The 19400-nt window shown below is 64.4% G+C and carries 12 protein-coding genes and 2 tRNA genes; 3 read left to right on the top strand and 11 right to left on the bottom strand.

All coding sequences use genetic code 11. The annotated features are described in order from the left end of the window. The first annotated feature begins 143 nt into the window (after window positions 1-143). The gene (gene xth / locus DDZ18_RS10600; protein ID WP_109253362.1) at window positions 144-935 is read left to right on the top strand and encodes an exodeoxyribonuclease III; all 792 of its coding nucleotides are present in this window, start codon (window positions 144-146) and stop codon (window positions 933-935) included. Here xth and DDZ18_RS10595 read toward each other — a convergent pair. The 4 genes from DDZ18_RS10595 to DDZ18_RS10580 all read right to left on the bottom strand — a co-directional run bounded on the left by DDZ18_RS10595 (window position 932) and on the right by DDZ18_RS10580 (window position 4834). Next, a complete protein-coding gene (locus DDZ18_RS10595; RefSeq protein ID WP_109253361.1) occupies window positions 932-1897 on the bottom strand; it encodes a DUF3137 domain-containing protein in 966 nt (321 codons plus the stop codon). The two genes, xth and DDZ18_RS10595, sit on opposite strands and share 4 nt — an antisense overlap. Window positions 1898-1968: 71 nt before the next feature. Continuing rightward, on the bottom strand, window positions 1969-2634 hold the full coding sequence (locus DDZ18_RS10590) for a DUF2497 domain-containing protein (RefSeq protein ID WP_109253360.1): 666 nt from the start codon (window positions 2632-2634) through the stop codon (window positions 1969-1971). Between the two features lie 132 nt (window positions 2635-2766). Next, window positions 2767-4092, bottom strand: coding sequence for a TolC family outer membrane protein (locus tag DDZ18_RS10585; RefSeq protein ID WP_109253359.1), 1326 nt, complete (start codon window positions 4090-4092; stop codon window positions 2767-2769). Window positions 4093-4180: 88 nt separating this feature from the next. Then, entirely contained in the window at window positions 4181-4834 is a 654-nt protein-coding gene (locus tag DDZ18_RS10580; protein WP_109253358.1) for a protein-L-isoaspartate O-methyltransferase family protein, read from the bottom strand. 152 nt (window positions 4835-4986) lie between these two features. Between DDZ18_RS10580 and DDZ18_RS10575 the strand changes: the two genes are divergently transcribed. Next, window positions 4987-5060 (top strand) — tRNA-Cys (locus tag DDZ18_RS10575). A gap of 21 nt (window positions 5061-5081) precedes the next feature. On the opposite strand, the gene DDZ18_RS10570 is transcribed toward DDZ18_RS10575, so the two are convergent. After that, window positions 5082-5450 (bottom strand): DUF962 domain-containing protein, encoded by a 369-nt coding sequence (locus DDZ18_RS10570; protein ID WP_109253357.1) that lies wholly within the window; start codon window positions 5448-5450, stop codon window positions 5082-5084. Between the two features lie 321 nt (window positions 5451-5771). Between DDZ18_RS10570 and DDZ18_RS10565 the strand changes: the two genes are divergently transcribed. Then, window positions 5772-5847, top strand: a tRNA-Asn gene (locus DDZ18_RS10565). 223 nt (window positions 5848-6070) lie between these two features. Here the strand turns inward: DDZ18_RS10565 and DDZ18_RS10560 are convergent. From DDZ18_RS10560 to DDZ18_RS10535, 6 genes are all read right to left on the bottom strand, one after another. After that, window positions 6071-8314, bottom strand: coding sequence for a GmrSD restriction endonuclease domain-containing protein (locus tag DDZ18_RS10560; protein WP_109253356.1), 2244 nt, complete (start codon window positions 8312-8314; stop codon window positions 6071-6073). 151 nt (window positions 8315-8465) lie between these two features. Continuing rightward, window positions 8466-10610 carry a 3'-5' exonuclease gene (locus DDZ18_RS10555; RefSeq protein ID WP_109253355.1) on the bottom strand — a complete coding sequence of 715 codons (2145 nt, stop codon included), beginning with the start codon at window positions 10608-10610 and terminating at the stop codon, window positions 8466-8468. Continuing rightward, window positions 10607-13459: a DEAD/DEAH box helicase gene (locus DDZ18_RS10550; RefSeq protein WP_109253354.1), complete on the bottom strand. Its 2853-nt coding sequence runs from the start codon at window positions 13457-13459 to the stop codon at window positions 10607-10609. Before DDZ18_RS10550 ends, DDZ18_RS10555 begins: the two co-directional genes overlap by 4 nt. After that, the gene (locus tag DDZ18_RS13780) at window positions 13452-15149 is read right to left on the bottom strand and encodes a hypothetical protein (protein ID WP_146190659.1); all 1698 of its coding nucleotides are present in this window, start codon (window positions 15147-15149) and stop codon (window positions 13452-13454) included. The genes DDZ18_RS10550 and DDZ18_RS13780 overlap by 8 nt, the downstream gene beginning before the upstream one ends. A gap of 116 nt (window positions 15150-15265) precedes the next feature. After that, on the bottom strand, window positions 15266-16480 hold the full coding sequence (locus DDZ18_RS10540) for a DUF4357 domain-containing protein (RefSeq protein ID WP_109253352.1): 1215 nt from the start codon (window positions 16478-16480) through the stop codon (window positions 15266-15268). Window positions 16481-16484: 4 nt separating this feature from the next. Next, the gene (locus tag DDZ18_RS10535; RefSeq protein WP_109253351.1) at window positions 16485-19385 is read right to left on the bottom strand and encodes a site-specific DNA-methyltransferase; all 2901 of its coding nucleotides are present in this window, start codon (window positions 19383-19385) and stop codon (window positions 16485-16487) included. Window positions 19386-19400: the final 15 nt, after the last annotated feature.

Here is a 19400-nt window from a genome sequence, read left to right as displayed (position 1 = left end):
ACCGAGAGCGCGAGAGCGAGGACGGTGAGGCCGAACGCCGCCGCCATCAGGCTCGCCAGCACCCATGCGAGCACGGATAGACGCGTGACATGACCTGCATTCGACGATAGCACCGGCCCGCTCTTTCTGTCGGAGACCGAGCGATGAGCTTCTCTGTCGCCTCCTGGAACGTCAACTCGATCAAGGCGCGCCTGCCCAATGTCGCCGACTGGCTGAAGGCGCACGGGCCGGACGTCGCCTGCCTGCAGGAGATCAAGTGCCTCGACGAGGCTTTCCCCCGCGAGGCGTTCGAGGACCTCGGCTACAATGTCGAGACCGTCGGCCAGAAGACCTATAACGGCGTGGCGCTCATCTCGAAGCGCCCGATCGAGGAGGTCGCGCTTCGCGCCCTGCCCGGCGGCGAGGACGACGACCAGGCCCGCTATATCGAGTGCGTCGTGGGCACGGATAGCGGCGCGGCGCGGGTGGCGAGCCTCTACCTGCCCAACGGCAATCCCGCGCCGGGGCCCAAGTTCGACTACAAGCTCGCCTGGATGAAGCGCCTCAGGGACCACGCCGACGCGCTGCTGGCCTACGAGGAGCCGACGATCCTGGCGGGCGACTACAACGTCATCCCGCGCGAGGTCGACGTCCACGATCCCGAGGCCTGGGCCGACGACGCGCTGTTCCGCCCGGAGAGCCGGGACGCCTTCTCCGCGATCAAGTGGCTGGGCTGGGCCGACGCCTTCGAGCAGGTCGACGGACGCGCCGACCAGTACACCTTCTGGGACTATCAGCGCGGCGCCTGGCCGAAGAATCACGGCATCCGGATCGACCACCTGCTGGTCAGCCCGCAGGCGGCGGATCGCCTGAAGTCGGTGGAGATCGACCGGGACGCCCGCGGCGCGGAGAAGGCCTCCGACCACGCCCCGATCACGGCGACGTTCGATCTTTAGGAAGCGTCCTCGAATTTCGCCGGTTCGAGCAGGGTCTGGACGATCTCGTCGATGAGGCGGATCTCGCGGTGCAGCCGCTCGACGCGCTCGCGCTGATCGAGCCGGGCGAACATCGAGCCGGCCTCGAAGCGATTGCCGGTCTCGGCGGCGATAAGCAGCTCACCCTCCCCGTCGCCGTCGCCGAGCGCCTCGTCGAACACGCAGCGCACATTCTTGCCCTCGAGCGTCTCCTCGAGCGAAAGCAGCCGCTCCATGAAGGACGGCGTGAGCAGGTAGCGCGCCATCACCTGGTCGGTGCCGTAGACCTCGAACTTGTCCTCGAAGGTCGGATCGACGAGGCCGATGCGGTCGAGCGCGCGCGACTTGAAGGTCTTCTTGAAGAATCTCTCGAAGGCGTTGAACACGCCCTTGTCGCGGGTGACCAGCGTGACGCCCTCGACCGTGCGCGGGAACGCGATCCGGATGAGCACGCCGCGGAAGACGGTGACGTAGTAGGTGCGGTTCTTCGAGCGCCGCTTCTCCTCGAGATGGGCCTCGTAGAGCTCGAAGCGCGCGCCGTGGGTCTCGCCCTCGAAATGGTCCTCGAAACTGCGGCGGTCGAATCCGGGGATCAGGCCGTGATCGCGGAAGGCCTCGAAGCGGGCCGGCCAGGCCGGTTTGGGCGCATAGGACAGGTCGAAGGCGGCGGCGAGCCGCGTGTTCATGCCGACCTTCACCTCGCGGCGCAGCGCCTGCAGCGGCGCGGCGGCCCACGCCGTCACGCCGGCGGCCAGCAGGACCGCGGCGATGACGGCGAGCGTCGTCGGCAGGCCGAAGGCGAACAGCGTCGCGCCGACGACGAACGCGCCTCCGACGGCGAGCGCGCCCCCGGTCCAGAATCGCTTGAGCGCCGCGGCGCGCCGCGCCTCGCGCTCGGCGAGCCACGGTCCGATCTCCTCCCAGGCCGCGTCCAGATCGCGCATGATCCCCTCACAGACAAGCGAGCGCCGGTCGCCCGGCGCTCGCGCTCAATTCCCCCTCGCTCGGACCGCGATCAGCGCCGGCGGCGCGCGACCCGCTCGATCTCCTCCTCGACCTTCTGCTCGACGATCGTCGGCAGGTTCTCGTCGAGCCACTGCTTGAGCATCGGCTTCATGAGCTCGCGCACGATGCCTTCCAGAGTCTGGCCGTTGCCGGAGCTGACGCGCAGATTCTCCGACAGCGCGGCGAACGCGGCCGACGCGACGCCGGCCTGGCTTTCGCCCAGCAGCGCGTCTTCCTCGGCGGCGGGTTCCGGCGCGGGTTCAGGTTCGGGCGCGGGCTCGTCCTGCTCGCGGTCGACGATCATCAGATCGTCGGTCATCGCCATCGGGTCGGTCCCGGCGGCCTCCTCCTCCTCGACGCGATCAGTCAGCTCGAGCACGTCGTCGTTCGAGGTCTCGGGCTCCGGTTCCGGCTCAGGCTCGGGTTCGGGCTCGGCGGCGGCTTCCGGTTCGGGCGCCGGCTCGGGTTCCGGTTCGGGCTCGGGCGTCGGCTCGGGCTCGGCGGCGGCTTCGGGCTCGGCGGCGGCTTCGGGCTCCGGGGCCGGCTCGGGTTCCGGCTCGGCGGCTTCGGCCTCGGGCTGGGCCTCCTCGCCTTCCTCGTCCTCATTGATGATCCGCCGGATGGAGGCGAGAATCTCCTCCATCGTCGGTTCCTGTTCGGCGTTTTGCTGGGCCATGGGGGCGGGTCCTTCGTCCGTCGAGGGGAAACGGTCTGTGCGCCAAGGTTAGGCGCCGCGTCGAAACGATGTCCAGCACCGCTTCCCGTCCCGGCAGACTTAGGCCGAGGGCGTTAAATCGAGGTTAGGCCCTCACCGTCCCTCGAACCGCGACGCCGCCTCATACTGCTCGACCGGCAGCTCGAGATCGCCGGCGCCGACCCGGCCCATGGCCTGGAGAAGGGCATAGCTCGCCACGTACAGGTCGCGCTCGGCGCGCACCAGGTCGATGCGCGAATTGAGCAGCTCCTGCTCGGCGTTCAGCACGTCGAGCGTCGTGCGCAGGCCGACGAAGGCCTCCTGCTCGACGCCCTCGAAGGCGATCTCGTTGGCGCGCACCGCCTCGCGACTCGATTCGATCACGGCCTGGGCGGCGAGCAGGTTGTTCCACGCATTCGTCACGCCCTCGACCACCCGTCGCCGGGCGGCGACGACCTGCAGGCGCGCCTCGTCCTCGGCGGCGAGCGCCTGGCGCACGCGCGACCCGTTGAGGCCGCCGGTGAAGATCGGGATCGAGAGCTGGGCGCCGACCGTGGCCGAGCCGCGCGCGCGGCCCGAGAAGTCGGACGGCCGCGATTCGGAGGCGCGCACGCTCAGGCCCACCTCCGGCATCAGCGCGCCGCGCGCCACGCGCACGCCCTGGCCGGCGGCGCGCTCGAGAAATTGCGCGGCGACGAGGTCGGGATTGTTGTCCAGCGCGGCGTCGACCGCCGAGTCGAGGCTCTCGGGCACGGCGGGCAATTGCTCGGGCGCGTCGGGCTGGGCGGGCGCCACCCCGACCACGCGCTCGTACTGCGCGCGCGAGGCGGCGAGCGCCGATTGCGCTGCGGCGAGCTGGGCGCGCGCGCCCGACAGGCGGGCCTCGGCCTGGGCGACGTCGGTGCGCGTGATCTCGCCGACCTCGAATCGGTCGCGCGCGGCGCGGAGCTGCTCGGCGAGCACCTCCACATTATTGCGCCGGATCGCGATCACTTGCTGGTCGCGGATGACGTTCATGTGCGCGGCGACGCCGTCGACGAGCACCTGGTGCTCGGTCGAACGCAGGCCGGCGCGGCCGGCGTTGATCCGCGCGAGCGCCTGGTTCATCGCCCCCGCAGTGCGGCCGCCGCGATAGAGCGCCTGCTGGGCGGAGACGGAATACTGGATCTCGCCGGTCTGGCCGGTGAACAGGAAGGTGTTGCCGCCGCCCCAGAGCTCGCTCTCGCTGACCTGCGCGCCGGCCGACACCGTGGGCAGCGCGGCGGATCGCGCCTGGAAATAGCCCTCCTCGGTCTGGCGCAGGCGCGCGCGCTCGGCGGCCAGCGTCGGGTTCGACCGGTAGGCCGATGCGAGCGTTTCCTCCAGGCTCTGGGCCTGGGCGGCTTGCCCCGCGGCGAACAGCATGACGGCCGCCGCGGCGACCCCTGCAAAGCGTTTCATTTGTCCCACGGGCCTCCGACCGCTCGGCTGAACGGGAAAATAGCTTGTCCGGGCATTGAAAGAAATGAAGTTGAAGCGGCCTGCGACGTTAGAACACAAACCCGGCTTCGCGCTCGAAGCCCGGCATCACCGGCGGCGCGGCGTCGAAATGGACGCGATCGCCGATCGCCGAGCCCGAACGGGTGAACACGGTCGCCTTGCCGACGGGTCCTTCGCGCACGATCACGGCCAGGCGACCGCCGTCGGCGAGCTGGTCGAACCAGGCGTCGGGGACGTCCTCGACCGCGCCGCCGACGAAGATGACGTCGAACGGGCCCTGGTCGGGCACGCCGGCCTTGAGATCGCCCCGGACCACGACGGCGTTGTCGGCGCCGACATCGGGCAGGCGCTCGCTCGCGCGCTTGACCAGCGCCTCCTCGGATTCGAGCCCGACCACGGTCTCGGCCAGGCGGGCGAGCACGGCGGTCGAGTAGCCCCGGCCGCAGGCGATATCGAGCACGAGCTCGTCGGGACCGACATCAACGGCCTGGATGAGCTTGGCGAGATCGCGCGGGCGCAGCATGACCCGGCCGGGAGCGCACTCCACCTCGGCGTCGGCGTAGGCCTGGGCGGCCTTCGAGCGCGGGACGAATCGCTCGCGCGGGATCTCGGACATGGCGTCCTGGATGCGGTGGTCGGTGACGTCGGCGACGCGGACCTGGCTGTTGACCATCGCGGCGCGGGCGTTGGCGAAATCGCTCATCGGTGTCGGGGCCTCCGGGCAGGGTCGTCGGGCTTATATCGCGCGGGCTTTCGCCGACGCAATGCGTCCGGCGCCGGGGCGGACCACGTCGCCGTCTTCGCGCGTTGCGGACGCGCCGCCGGACCGCTATAGCATTGCGCTTCCCGCCCGGGGGCGCCGTGGCGGAGTGGTTACGCAGAGGACTGCAAATCCTTGTACCCCGGTTCGATTCCGGGCGGCGCCTCCAACTCCCCCTCCCCGATCGCGCCTACTCGGCGGCCCGGGCGTGGGGATGCTTCTCGACGCCGGCCTTCTCCAGCTCCGGGCCCAGCCGGCCGGTCATCCACAGGAAGAACATCCGGTAGTCGCTGACGAGCGACCACCAGGGATGGGTGAAGGTCGCGGGCTTGTTGCGCTCGACGAAGGCGTGGCTCGCCCAGGCGAAGAAGTATCCCGACACCGGAACCAGCAGCAGCCCCCACCAGGTCTGCGTGACAATGGCCCATGCGAGGACGAGCAGCGCCAGGGCCGAGCCGACATAGTGCAGCCGGCGCGTGCCCGGCTCGGCGTGTTCGCGCAGGTAGAACGGCCAGAACTCGGCGTAGCTCGCGCAGCGCTTCGAGGCGGTCTGAGACATGGTCCATCTCCTTTCGGCCCGTCCGCGCCGACCCTAGCACGCGGGATCGCCGGACCGGAGTCCGGCCGCGGGATTAAGGCTTCAGCCAGATTTCTCGCCGAATTCCGTCCGCCGCGCGGCGCGGTTAGGACTCCGTTAACCCTCGAATCGTTATTTATTAAGACGTCTTCCCCGGAAGACACCCCACCATCCACCCAATGCCTTTTCGGGAGCCCTCGGGCTCCCGATTTTTTTCGCCTCCGCGGCGGCGGGCTGAACAACGCGTCTTGCCCCGACGGGCGGGCGTTGCTAAAGACCTCGCCTCCATCGCGGATGGGGTGATCCCCGGTAGCTCAGTTGGTAGAGCAAGCGGCTGTTAACCGCTGGGTCGCTGGTTCGAGTCCGGCCCGGGGAGCCATCACTTTCAGGCGCTTAGCCTGAGACGCGCGATCGGAATTCCTCTCAAGATGCAAGTCTGGGGTCCACGCGGGGTCCAAGGAATCGGGCTTGGGCGGCCGGAATCGATCCCGCGAACCACAGAGAACGGAATCCATGGGGGCTGTCACTCGCCGACTTGATTCGCCGTCGCGAGACTTCGCCGTGCAGGAACAGCCAGACCTTCACTTGGTGGCGGCCAGGCCCTACCGGTGGATCACCTGATCGAACCACTTGATCGCGGCGTCGCCTTCCTGGCGGGTCACCTCGTCGACCGAGCGGCTGTGCGCGATGCCGTTCCGGAGCGCGCCCAGCTGGTTAAACTTCCCGCTCAGCGTTTCCTTGTTCACAAAGATTTCGGAGAAGGCGGGCCAGGCGGACTTCGAGACGATCGTCTGCTCCAGTTCGCGTAGATCGGCGAACTCGAGCTGCTTCAACAGGGTTTCATAGCCGTCGGCGTCGAATGCGGGATTCTTCTTCGCCTCGCGCGTCAGGCGCTCATTGATCTTCTGGCGCACATGATCTGGCAGGTTCGCCGGGTCGTCCTCGAGCCGTTGGGCCACGAGCGTCCGCAGACGGATCTCGGTTCGCTCCACCTTTGCGTCGAGCTCTCGCATGACAGGCGTCAGATCCAGACGTTCCTTGACCACCAGATTCTCGATCGCCTCGAACACGGTGCGCTGGCGTTCGGAGAGGAACGCCTCGTAGTCGTCGGGCGTGAAGGGATCGCGAAGCAGGATCTCGAGCGCCCTGGCCGAGATGAAATGGCTCTCCAGGATCTGCCTGACCCGATCCTCGCCGTTTTCAGCGATCATCGCGGGCAGATATTCATTCGGCAGCTTGTCGCCGACGCCGTAGCGGTTGGTCTCCAGGCTGAGCGGCGAGCGATTGAGGATGGTGTGGATCGAGCTGCTCGCATCCTTCGCCAAGGCCCAGCTCTTCGGCACGATATGATGATCGTCGAGCGAGTTCGGTGAGGGCAGCTCGCCAGTCACCCAGTCGCGCGCGCCCGCCAGGACGAACAGGTTGAAGACCGCGTTGTAGATCGCCTGTCCGGGCTTGGTGTGCGCGCGCAGATCGAGATTGCGATAGCTCCGGTTGAACTCGGAGATGAGCGCGGGCTGCGCCTGATCGTCGTCGATCCAGGCTCTGACATCGAGAAAGTCGCGCGCACTTGTGGACTCCACCGAGCCGGAATAGCGGTTGAGGAAGATCGAGGCCCAGTACCAGTGGCGGATCTTGCGTTCCGCCCCGAGCTTCTTCTCCGGCGGTAGCGTGGCGGTATGCGCCTGGAGGGCGGCGAAGGCGGGCAGGATCGAGACATAAGGAATGAAGCGCGGCGAGACAGCGCCGAACTCCTGAGGATGGCGCAGACGCTCGATCGTGCGCTCGAGCGCCTTGACCGCCTGGTCCCAACGCTTCTCGAACTCCTCGGTCGAATCGACGAGCACCTCTCGAGCGAGGCTTCCGTCGCTCTGGCGAACCGGCTTCTTCTCGCCGGGCAAAAGGAAGTAAAGATAGCGCGGCGAGCAATAGGTCTGACGCAGGATCGACATCACCTGCAGCACGTAGACGTTCATCTTCCTCGCGTCGGGGAAGGCCAGCCGTTCCCGCGCCTCGCGCCACATGAAACGCAACTGCAGCCCCTTCGGCTTCAGGAGCGCATTCATCAGATCGAACACGTCGAGCTGGACGCCGCGACTGTTGATCTGGGTGAAGATGTCGCAAACCTTCGAGAGCGCCAGGTCGCGATCGAGCTCGATGAACGATATCTGATACTGGCTTATGATCGCCTGGACGTGCTTCTTGAAGAGCGCCGCATTCTCCACGTGGACCTTGGCGGCCGCGGTCTCATCATCGTCGCCGCCGTCGGTCTCCGCGCCGGCTTCCGCACGGTCCCGCCAGTAGCGCTCATATCCGTCGAGCCAGCTGACGAGCGGGAACATGTCGGCCTGACCCAGCAATCGGCAGGGAAAGACGTGCTGGACGTACTGCGCCTCCTCGTCGTCAAGGAGCTTCAGGACGCGCTGGCTCGCATAGTCGTAGCTGAACGCCTCGTCCTGCTCGGCCTCGTCCATCAGCCGGTCGATATGCACGAAATAAAACGCGCGGCTGGCGCGGCCGGGCAGATTGATGTCCGGCGCGATGAAGGCGTAGTGCAGAGCCGTCAGGCGCTGCTGACCGTCGAGCACGATGTATTCCGGCGTCCCCTCTTCGGGCCGCCCGTAGAGCGGCTCGCACGACAGCGCGGAGAAGTTCTCCGGCTTGCCTTTCCACAACAGCAGCGAGCCGATGTAGTAGTCGCGGAAGACCGAGCTGATCAGCTCGCGAATGTCCCACGGCTCCCACTCGAAATCGCGCTGAAAGTCGGGAACGACGTAGCGCCCGTCATGCAGCCGGCCGAGCAGAGTCTGGAGGGAGATGTGGTCGGGTTTCTGGGCGTCGAGCATTCTATTGCATAAAGTTTAGTGTTCTCACGCCAACGGTATATGGGCCCCGGATCGAGTCAACGAGAGCGGGTCTATGGGTGAGAAGCCGTGCGCGAGAGAAGCGTGTGGATGCCTTCTGTGAGTGCGATGAAAACGCTGAGGTAGAATCAAGCTACCCAAAATCGTCGAAGAACTCCGTCGCCGGATCGACGCCCGAAACCAGCAGGCTGTCGCGGGCTCGGGTGCAGGCGACATAGAGCAGATGACGCTCGGTCTCGTAGACCTCCAGAAGGTCGGACTCGTCGGAGACCGTCTCGACACGCTCCTGAAGCGGGATGACCTCATCGTCGCAGGCCATTACGGCGACGGCTTTGAACTCGAGTCCCTTGGCCCAGTGCATCGTCGCGACCGCGATCTTGCCGGCCTCGCCGACGATCGCATCATCCAGTTCCACGGGCTCGAGACCGGTCGCCCGCACTGCCTTACGCGCCCGGGCGAGTTGCGTTTCCGTTCGAACGAACACGCCGATCTCCTCCGGCGCGACGCCGCTAGCGGTTTGCTCCTTAAGCCAGTCGCTGACGCCGTCGATCTCGGCGTCCTCATCTTCGAAAATCTCCAGCCGCGGCGGCGGACCGTTGAAGATGGACACCGTGCCTCGCCGGTCCTCTTCATCTCCGTCCGCGTCCTGAACGGCGCTCGGGAGAAGCCGGTCCGCGGCGGTGCGGATCTGATGCGATGTCCGGTAATTCACGCGCAGCGTGGAAGACCGACCCCGGACGTCCACCCCTAGTGAGCGCCAGGAGAACGGCGCCTGGAAGATGCGCTGGCCGAGATCGCCAGCGAAGAACAAGCCATCCGCGCGATCCCCGGACATGGCCGCCAGGAAGCGCAGCTCTGCGACCGAGACATCCTGCGCCTCGTCGATCACCGCATGCCGGAAATCCGGCAGGGCGCCCGGCGTTTCGATCACCCGGTGAAAGACGTCCGACCACGTTACGAGGCCGGCCTCTTTCAACCGAACGCGCAAGGCCTCCATCACCGACCATGCCGCCTCGCGCTGCTTCGGCCCCAGCCGCGTCTTCCGTCCGAGGCGCGGCACATCCCGATACGCTTCCCAGGTGCGCAGCCCCCAGGCGTCCACCACGTCGCGCCATTCGGTCAGTAGAAACGCTTCGCTCAATTCCTCGACGCCCGCCTCATGGCGCGCCTTGGCGATCAACGCGCGTTGTCTCGCCGGGCTTGCGATCTGAGGCTGGCCGAACTTGGCGGCGTAGGCGTCGTAGCCGACCTGTCGGATGGGGCGGACATGGATTCGCTCGAGGATCGAGGCGTCGCCGGTCAGGCGCCGGAGCTTCACGCCGAGCGCGTGCGCCAGACCCTTGGAGAAGGTCGTCAGCAAAACTTGGGCGTCCAGATCGCCCCGCGCCAATTCGACGGCGCGATGCAGAGCGACGACCGTCTTTCCCGTTCCGGCCGAGCCGGAGATGCGTGCGGGGCCCGCGTATCGCCGGTCCACATGGACGCGCTGGGCGGGATGGAGGAAGACCGTCCATCGCTCCCACGGGTATTCCAGCGCCTGCTCAAGCTCTTCCACATTCGCCATGACGCGAAAGCGGCGCTGCGCGTCGGGATGTTGGAACGCCTCCGGTTCAACAATTCGTTCGGTCGCCGCGCCCCGCACTCGCTCATCCGATGCATCTAATGCCGGCGCGTAGGCGACCGTCCTCGCATCCGCCGTGATCTGTTCCGGAACCTCCAGCGCGCCGGTGCTGACATAATTCAGGAGCGCTTCCGCGGCTTCGGCGGGCAGGTGGTCGGCGAGGTCCAGAAATTCATCCTCGCTGGCTTCCAGAACGTCTGGAACCCAGTCTCTCGGAACGCCGACATTCAGCAGGTCGTCTCGCGACAGCCAATTGAAAGGCGGCGGTTGATCGGGCTCGCCCGGCTTGGAGGCTGTAGCCGAGTGAGTTGGCGTGACCTCCTCGACCCGCTCCCGGACCTCGACGATCTGAGCCGCGCCGGTCTTCGGGTGGGTCTCCAGCCGTCTCCGCTCCGCCCAGGCGTAGGCGTCGTCATGGTGGTCCACGTAAGCGAGCAGGAGGCTCCGGCTCGTCCGGTGCACGATGATCCGGATGTCCCGGTTAACGCGCACCGACCAGAAATTCTTGTCCTTGGCGCGATCCAGCTTGTGGAAGCTGTGCGAGGGTTGCTCGGGGTTGAGCTGGAGGTCGAAGGCCGTCTGCTTCACAGCCTTCTGCTCCTGGCCAGTGAGTTTCGCCAGGCTGGACGTGAACGTGTCGGCGATGAGAAGATTCATTCTGGGATGTCTGTGCACTCAGATACACCGACTGCGAGGCGCAGATTCGGATGCTTGTCCGTGGTTGCACCCTTCGCTAACGCGTCGTCCGCCCTTCTCCGCAGCTCCGCGCGCGCAGCAAGACGCTGCTCTCGATCAATCGGTAGATGCGAACCGGCTCGTCCAGGGCGCAGCAGGACTTCAGACAGGAACCCGGGCTCCGCGCGCACTTTGCCCGTATGATCGAGGAAGAACGTCGCCAGCTCGTCGGTTAGAGGCTCCCCCGTCGCGTCCTGCCACCTCAGCAGAAACACCCCCAATACCCCCTCCGCTCCCGGAGTTTGGATATTGGCGTAGCCGTCGCTGAACTCCGGGTCCTTCGCAGCCGATATGAGCGCCTTCAGAAAGTCGGTTTCAGCATCGAGCACGACAACGTCTTTCGCACGACGTTTGCCACGAAGGCAGGTGACCCGGACTCTCGACCGACTTCCGAACTCGCGATACCGCCCTCGGTGCTCTTCGGGGAGTCGGAGTACAAAAACCTCGCCGTCGGCAGATCCCAATTCGACCCGGATGCCGAGGAACGGGCACATCCCCTTTACAAAACGTTCCAAGTGCTGTGGTCCAAGCCGCGTGAAGTTCTGGACCGCCTCCGGATCATAACCGTCGGCATGACTGAAAATCTCGCGCTGCAGCTCCACCGCCTTCCGAGCCCGTTCAATTGCTTCGGAAACTTCACGTTGCGTACGATTTGGCGAGGCGGCAGCCCCTCCCTCTAGAACAGCTCCCATATCAACCTGCTCGAGAAGTTCGCCAAGCAGTTCAGTCTCGACGCCTTCGTTGAACTCGTCCCCGACTGGTGACAGGTCCCGAACGAGCGCCGTGATCCGGTCGACCATCATCGAGATCGCTTTGTTGTCGAAACTATCCTCGGCATGCAGGTTGAAAACGATCACTTGCTTGTTCTGTCCGTACCGATAGAGGCGACCGATACGCTGAACCAACCGTGTAGGATTCCACGGAAGGTCGTAATTCACCAGAATGTGGCATGACCTGTGAAGATTCAGGCCTTCACCGCCGGCTTCCGTCGAAATCAGAAAGTCATGGTCACGATCAAAGCACTCTATGTTATCGAGTTTCTCTTCGAGCTTCATTGAGCCATTGATCATTGCAACCTTGGCGCCCGGGTAAGCTTGTTCGATTGCTTCCTTAAGATAGCTCTGGGTAGCGCGGTATTCCGTAAATATGAGGAGCTTCTGTTTTTGCTCGACAATTTTAGCGACGACCTCCTCCATGAAATGTCGGAGCTTAGGGTCATCGCGTCGGAGTTCGCTGCAGCTATTAATCAGCGCTTCGAGCTGCTCAGCCTCGTAAGCGAAGAATTCGCCAGCAGATCCAATTTCTGGAGCCGCCGCGAGGCTGTCGTCAGTATCTTCTTCGTCAATCGCATCAATCGTCTGAGTGTCGAGAACCGTCGCTGCGACCTCATCGTGCAGCCGGCCCAGCCTCCTCTTAAGTGCAGCCTCAATAGCCGCAACGCTGGAGGACGCTAATTTTCGAAAGGTCGTCATCACGAAGCCGATGGCGCGTCCTGTAGCGCCGCCGGCCTCATCTCCAGCCTTGTAACCTTCCCTCAGGTAGCGGGTCAGCGCACGATGAAAGTCTCGCACTTCAGGCGTCGGGGTAATCGCAATGCGGTGGGTGACGTGGCCTTTGAAGATGAACTCGCCGTTCTGATCAGTAACCAGCGATTTCCGGTTTCTCAAAATGATGTCGCGTACGACCTCGGGATATGCCTCAATCGCGTGCAGTTGCGGACGCAAATCAGGTCGCACCAGTTCGAGCAATGCCGCGAAGCGCTCTGTGTCCCCTTGGTGCGGCGTCGCCGTAAGCACGATGAATCCCCGCGCTTGAGCGCGAAGTGTCTGGGCGAAAACGTACCGCTCGGTCCGCTCGCCGGTCACACCGCGCCGTGAGAGGCGGTGGCCTTCGTCGAATATCACGACATCCCATTCGCCGCTCTGAACAAAACATTCCAAGTGCTCCGGCCTCTTGGCCAGGTCCAGAGAAGCGATAACGTGATCATAGTGGTCCCAGTGCCGCTGCTCCGGGATGGTGAAATCCAAGCCGTAAATCTGAAAAATTTGATCGAATTTGTACTGCAGCTCTTGTTGCCATTGTCGAGTCAAGCTTGCCGGGCACACAATCAGAATGCGCCGAGCTCGATCGCTCCGCTTCAGCGCGGCGAGCAGAAGTCCCGTTTCAATCGTCTTCCCGAGGCCGACATCGTCGGCGATCAGCCAGTTTGTATTGCCTGAAGAGACAATTCGATGAACCAGCTGTATTTGATGGGGCAGCGGATCGACGTCGAGGCGGTCGAGAGCGCCCGTCAGCGCGTTCCAGTTTTCAAGCGCATGGCCGAGAAGACGCAAGATGAAACGCTCCGCATCTTCCGGCCCACAGGGTGCTGATGAAAGAAACAAATCAGACGGTTCATTTACGCGCGCCAGACGCTCGTGCGGGACATATGTGGACCGACCCGTCGCATCCCAAAGCACGAGCGCTTGTTCCCGCCCAGCGATCCGACGAAGAGACTGGACCGTCCCCGCCCCCAGTGACGGATGGAAAGCCGCCCCGATATGAATGACCCGATGCCCAGGTTTCAGCGCACTGCTTAGCTCGCTGACGTCGCACCAAATCGAATTCTTATCAGCGCCAACCCTTTTGAGCTTTGCCCGCCAGCGCCCTGTTTCCTGAGAGCAGGTTTCAACTTGGAGAGTCTCTTCGTTCTGTTGGCCAGTTTTGCGTCTGACACAACACCCCCTGACGAGTGGCGCTTCTCCGAGCGCCGGGGTGACCTGCTCATCCATGAGGGACTGCTCCCGGTGACAATTCGACCCCCTGGCGATCCGGGAAGCCGATAATTGGCGGACAGTGGAGTTCGCGGAGATTCATGCGCAGTAATTCCTGATCAGTACCCGGCGACTCTTCAGTCGAAAGCGGGACGTTGATCGGCTCTTCTTCAACCCGTTCGCGCAGGAAGGTTGCAAAATCGTCCGATCCTTCCTGCCACACCGGCGAAGAAGTCCATTCGTCATATAGAGTGGAAAGCAGGTCTTCGGGATCGAGATCGGGAAAAGCCCGGACAAGGCCGAGAGCGAGCGGCCACGACATCTGATTCCGCCCCTCGGGGCGCGCGCTCCAACCATCCGTCGCGAAGGGGCGCCGCACGATCCAGAACCGCCTCTCTTGCCGCCAGATCCGTTTAAGCGTGAAGCAAGATAAAAGCTCCCGAGGATGCGCCAGTTCGGGAACAAGCCGAAGCACCGCCTCTCGCGTCGAGCGGTATGGAAAACCCTGGAATTCAAGGGCCAGCCGTTCAACGAGTTCATCCCGTTCGGCCATGGAAGAGACATCAAGCTCGGCAGCGACCACGGAGGCGGATCGGCGCGCCCGAATTCTGGCGATCTCCTCCGGGCTGAGAGCATCTTCATCAGAGAAGTCCTGCAATAGGTCATCGCCAGACTCCCGCTCACTCAGCTCGATAGGAGGAAGCTCATCCTCATCGAGCGCGTCCCAGTCATCCCATCCCTCAGAAAGCGCTCCGTCGGATTCGTCATCATCGCCCAACTCATCGAATGCGAGAGACGACCAATCCGGCCGATCCTGAGCGTCTTGTGAAAGTCCGGGGAAGTCTGCTGCGGCGACCGAATCCAGCCCGTCGACCGGATCAATGGCGGTCTCATCATCGAAAGCCGCCTTATCGTCGATCGCCTCCGCCTCCAACAGGAAGCGATCGTCTTCTCCGCCATCGACTTCGAGATCCACCTCTGTTTCGAGCCGGTCTTCGACATCGCCATCCGAGGCGATCTTCGGCCCCGAGGGGGCCGCCTGGTCGGCCGCGCTCTGCTCTTCCGTCTCGTCTGACGGGGGCGTCGTGGACATTGATGAGCCATTAGCTTCATCGGGTAGCTCTGTGCCTGCCTCAGAATCGAGCTCTTCGTTCACGACAGGTTTCGCGACTTCACGGCTATGCGATGAAACCGCATCAGGTTCCGCCTCCGCGACCGGTTCGCATAATCCGTCGTAGACCGCTTCCTCGCGCGCCCGGGCCGGGTCTAGACGACCTCTGGCGAATGGAGGGAAGGTAGGCGGTTCCGGCGAAGGCTGACGGGGGTGGGCCGGCTCGTCTTTCGACGATTCAGCAGGCGGTGATAGCGGGGGCTTGGAAAATGGTGGCGGAGCGATATCCGCCTCTCCCGCAGCCTCCGCAGCCTCCGCAGCCGCCTTGGTATTTTCCTGCTCGAAAGCCTCAGGCGCTGCTTTAGACACCGGCCGCCACGCAAGAGCGGACGCCGCGCCGCTCCTGCTACCTTCTACCTCGACGCCCTCGAGACCGCCGGCAGCGAGCAGCGTATCGTCGCTCTCCTCGGAGTCCGACGATGACCTGTCGGCATAAGTTTCGATTATGGGGCGCCGGCGTTGCTTGACGGTCGATCCTTTCCGCCTGAGCAACTGCTCTTGGAGAAGCTTCCTGAGCGCTTCGCGCTTCGACGACATGCCCGCCCCGAAAACCGATAAAACAAACACACCTATACGATGTGCAAGGGTCCCTCACGGTGCGAGAATTATCAATGCCTGATAGCGCCGCCTGGATGGAAATATGCGCCGCTGGATCACGGCTGCTTCAGCGCCGCTTCGAACCGGCGATTGTGCGCAGCCAGCAACACCCTTGCGGGCGCCACAGACGGTTCCGCTGGCGGCCGCACTGAACCACCATCCAGCCGCCGATAGTTCGGATCGGTCACCGCGGGAGCGACCCTGATCGTCAGACTGTCTGCTCCGGGCTCCAACGTCAGCTGCAGACGGTCGAAAAGGCGATGTATGTCGGCCCTCAGCAGAAGGCCGTTGCGCGGATCATTGGTATGCGGTCCGCCATAAGGGTGAATGTGGGCCGCATCCAGCGTGCCCAGTTCCGTGCAGCCGGTCACGGCGCAGGCCCCGCCCCAAATCCGCTTCATCGCCTCGCGGAATTCCTGGGCCCCTTGCCGCATCACGCGAAGCGATTGCCATTTTCGCCGCTCGTCTACAGGTGCGTCAGGATCGATCTTGAGCGGCGGAAGGGGTGCAGCAGCCGATCGAACCTCTTCAAAGACAGCGAGGTCGGTCCGCTCGAGCCATTCGCCGAGCGTGTCGCCCAGCCAGGCCAGCCTCCAGGCGCCGGTCCCGCTGCAATTGCCGTCTTTCACAACGCCGCCCGCAGCGCTCGGGCTCGAGAAGATGTGATCTTTCGTAAAAACAAGCAGCGCCGGATCGCCCGCCGGAGCCAGCACTCCCTCCTCCAAAAGCTGGTCCCGCAGCGGGCGGTCACGCTTTTTGTTCGGCGACCCGTCGAGCATGGCGGTCGACCGTGCGAGCACTGTGAAGCGGCCGTCGATTTCAGGCTGAGCGCGGGCATGCGCGTCTTGCGGGCTAAACTCGAAGATGGGACGGCCGAGCCGGCTTCGGCGCGGAATCGCCGCCGTGATCAGCCCCTCGCCGTCGAGGACCAGATCAGCCCCGCCCAGCGCCACCAGCGAGCCGAGAGTCCCCCGGTCGAGCTGGCGCACCATGCCCTCGCCATCGATGAAGGCGAACGGCGCTTCGTCGCCGAACGCGTCGGCGAGGCGCTCCAAGTGGGTGAGGAAAAAACCAAGCCGTCCCGTATCGCCGTCGCGCTTCGCAAGCTGATCAGGCCGCCAAAGTTCGACCCGAGCGCTTGAGACTGGCTGGCCCTTCCGGAACGGGTTGGAGCGGGGGGCGCCGTCCGAACGCGCCTTCATCTCCGGGATTCGAATATCGGTGCGCGGCAACTTTCGGACCGCGTCACGGGCAAGCACCGCTCCGCTCATCCCCCTAAACCTCGAACACCTTCATCACCTCGTCGCCGAGATGGTTGATGACCTTCACCGCGATGCGGCCGCTTTCGGGCGGATCGAAGGGGCGCGAGACGTTGGACTTCAGCGTCGCCCAGGCGTCCTCGTCGATCTCGGCCTTCAGCGTGGTCTTGAGCGCCTTGTAGGGATCGGTTCCCGCGCCCAGGAAATAGGCGTGGCGCACGAAGAAGCTCTCCTCGTCATAGTCGTCGTCGAGGAACCAGCACGCGATGCCGTCGGGGCCCGAGCTCTCGACCTTGCCGGTGGACGGCTTGAACACGTCGACGCCGTTGATCTCGACCTGCAGCTTGCCGTCGTCGCGGCGGACGAGGTCGATGTCCGGCTCGCCGAACACGACGAAGAGATTGCCGCCCTTCGTCGTCTTCAGCTCGTCGGCCATGTGCAGGTCCGGGTTCATCCGGGCCTTCAGCACCGGGATGCGGCCCAGCTTCTCGAACTCCTCGGCGTGGGCGTCGAAATTGAAGGCGCAGGCGATGACGACGTCGAAGCCGGCCTCGGCCGCCTCGCGGGCCGCCGCGACCAGATCCGGCCGCGCGATGGTGCCGTATTCCGGTCCGATCAGGATGCCGGCGCGCTTGCGCGTTCCGCCTTCCTCGTATCGCCCCTCCGCGCAGACATGATCGCCCGGCCAGGGCGTGAGGTCGGTGAAGCTGATCCGGTCTTCCTTGTGCGCCTGCTGGACGCCGGAGACGCGGAGATTCTCCAGGATCGCGGAGACGAAATTGTCCTCCTCGCGGACCGACGGCGCGCGCTCCCCGTCGGCGGCCTCCACCAGGTCGATCAGCTCGTCGTCGGCGCCCACCGCCAGCGCGCGGTGAGGCGACAGGCTCTCCACCGTGAACGGGCCGGCGACCCGGACGCGCGACTTGTCCTCGTAGGGGCGATCGTAGAGATATTCCTGATCGGCGTTGGCCGCGATGGACTTGTCGATCTCCTGCTGGCGCGCGATGCGCGCCTCCCAGAAGCGCTCCAGCGCCTGCTGCGCGCCGGGCGGCCAGCCCGCACCCTCCGGCGCCTCGCGGGGGACCTCCCACTCGAGAAAGCCGTTCTTCGGCGTATGCTCGCCGGAGGGCAGCTCGACCGTCTCGCCGTCGGGCGCGGCGAAGTCGATCGTCTCGCCCTTGCGGCCGCCGGTCTCGACCTTGAACGGAGTTGCGTGACCCTTGAGCGCGGCGTTCAGCGCCTTCAGCGCTTCCTCGACGGCCGGCTGGTATTCCTCCCAGATCGTGTCGATCTCGGCGTTGTTGGCGATGGCCTTGAGCGTGATGTGCGGCACGCGCTCATAGACGAAGCCTTGGCGGATATCGCCATAGGTCGGCGTCTCCTTTGGCGGCGTGCGGGCGAGTTCGGCCTCCTTCTCGAGGCCTTCGGGACTGTCCTTGATGATGTACCAGGGATAGCGCGCGCCCATCAGTCGGGCGCGCGCCAGCGCCAGGGCGACGCGGCTGGTGTCGATCGTGATCCAGCGCCGCCCCCATTGCTCGGCGACATAGGCCGTCGTCCCCGACCCGCAGGTCGGATCGAGCACCAGATCGCCGGGGTCGGTGGTCATGAGCAGGCAGCGTTGGATGACCGATTCAGACGTTTGCACCACATATACTTTATCGGATGCCGCGAAAGTATCGCCCCAAATATCAGTGATGGCTTCACTAAGCGCATCTTCGTGGAAATAGCGCCACCTCAGACTAGTTTTCAGTGGTTGGAGTCGCCCCGCTTTTTCTAATCGATTCATTCCGTCGAGATGAGTTTTCCAGCTCTTCCCCTTGGGGGATCCGTAATTCTTTCCCTCAATTGCATAGTTATACGTGCACGATTGCGTGTACCCAGATGAGGCAAGATTCTGAGATGTATAATACCGAATCCATTCTGTATTTTTATGTTCTATTTCTTTTCGGGAATAGGAAATTCCAGCCGCATCGAGCGCGGATGAAAATTCCGGGTGTTCTGACAATCTTTTTTCTTTTGTCGGTTTTCTAAATTTATGCTGACCTCGGCTTTTTGCATACCAGATAATAAAATCTGTCGTACGAGCAAGATCAGATACAGACAGTGGGCTTTTTACTCGCACAGTAATTTGCGCGACAAAATTCTCCTCCCCAAACACCTCATCCATCAGAGCCCGCACGCGGTGTACATTCTCATCGCCGATCTGGACGAAGATGGAGCCGGACTCGGTGAGGAGGTCGCGCGCCACGGTCATCCGGTCGCGCAAGTAGGAGAGATAGGTGTGGATGCCGTCGCGCCAGGTGTCGCGGAAGGCCTTCACCTGCTCGGGCTCGCGGGTGATGTGGTCGGCGTTGCCGTCTTTCACATCACGGCTGGTCGTCGACCACTGGAAGTTCGAGTTGAACTTGATGCCGTAGGGCGGGTCCAGATAGATCGCCTGGACCTTCCCGCGCAGGCCCTCGCGCTCGGCCAGACTCGCCATCACCTGCAGGCTGTCGCCCAGGATCAGGCGGTTGGTCCAGTTCTGGGCGTGGGCGTAGAACTCCGTCTTGGCCTCGGGGTCGTCGAGCCCGTTGAATTCGGCGAACAGGTCCGGCGTGTCCTCCGCGTCGTCGGCGCGGTCCTTCCTGGTCTCCCGCGCCAGCGCGTCGATCAGCGCCTTGGGATGGACCTTCTCCTGGATGAAGAGCGGCGGGGCGGTGACGACGAGATCGGTCAGGTCCTGCTCGTCCTTGCCGCGCCAGACGAGCTGCGGATCGAGATCGCGATTGCGCCGCTCGTAGGCGAGCCGGATCGGGGTCTTGTCGGCGTCCTCCATGACGCTCTCGAACTCCGCGGTGGGGATGTTCGTGCGCGTGGCGGCGTCGTGGGTGAGCGTCTCGATGCGCTTGGGGGCTTTGGGCTTGCGGGCCATCGGTCAGGTCTCGAT

Source organism: Marinicauda salina (assembly GCF_003122085.1).
Lineage (GTDB): Bacteria > Pseudomonadota > Alphaproteobacteria > Caulobacterales > Maricaulaceae > Maricicauda_A > Maricicauda_A salina.
The sequence above is the reverse complement of the archived record's forward strand: the minus strand, read 5'-3'. Positions and strand labels throughout refer to the sequence as shown.

Excerpts from the sequence above, each read along its gene's own strand:
- xth (WP_109253362.1), top strand. The coding sequence starts at position 144 with ATGAGCTTCTCTGTCGCCTCCTGGAACGTCAACTCGATCAAGGCGCGC.
- DDZ18_RS10595 (WP_109253361.1), bottom strand. The coding sequence starts at position 1,897 with ATGCGCGATCTGGACGCGGCCTGGGAGGAGATCGGACCGTGGCTCGCC.
- DDZ18_RS10590 (WP_109253360.1), bottom strand. The coding sequence starts at position 2,634 with ATGGCCCAGCAAAACGCCGAACAGGAACCGACGATGGAGGAGATTCTC.
- DDZ18_RS10585 (WP_109253359.1), bottom strand. The coding sequence starts at position 4,092 with ATGAAACGCTTTGCAGGGGTCGCCGCGGCGGCCGTCATGCTGTTCGCC.
- DDZ18_RS10580 (WP_109253358.1), bottom strand. The coding sequence starts at position 4,834 with ATGAGCGATTTCGCCAACGCCCGCGCCGCGATGGTCAACAGCCAGGTC.
- DDZ18_RS10570 (WP_109253357.1), bottom strand. The coding sequence starts at position 5,450 with ATGTCTCAGACCGCCTCGAAGCGCTGCGCGAGCTACGCCGAGTTCTGG.
- DDZ18_RS10560 (WP_109253356.1), bottom strand. The coding sequence starts at position 8,314 with ATGCTCGACGCCCAGAAACCCGACCACATCTCCCTCCAGACTCTGCTC.
- DDZ18_RS10555 (WP_109253355.1), bottom strand. The coding sequence starts at position 10,610 with ATGAATCTTCTCATCGCCGACACGTTCACGTCCAGCCTGGCGAAACTC.
- DDZ18_RS10550 (WP_109253354.1), bottom strand. The coding sequence starts at position 13,459 with ATGGATGAGCAGGTCACCCCGGCGCTCGGAGAAGCGCCACTCGTCAGG.
- DDZ18_RS13780 (WP_146190659.1), bottom strand. The coding sequence starts at position 15,149 with ATGTCGTCGAAGCGCGAAGCGCTCAGGAAGCTTCTCCAAGAGCAGTTG.
- DDZ18_RS10540 (WP_109253352.1), bottom strand. The coding sequence starts at position 16,480 with ATGAGCGGAGCGGTGCTTGCCCGTGACGCGGTCCGAAAGTTGCCGCGC.
- DDZ18_RS10535 (WP_109253351.1), bottom strand. The coding sequence starts at position 19,385 with ATGGCCCGCAAGCCCAAAGCCCCCAAGCGCATCGAGACGCTCACCCAC.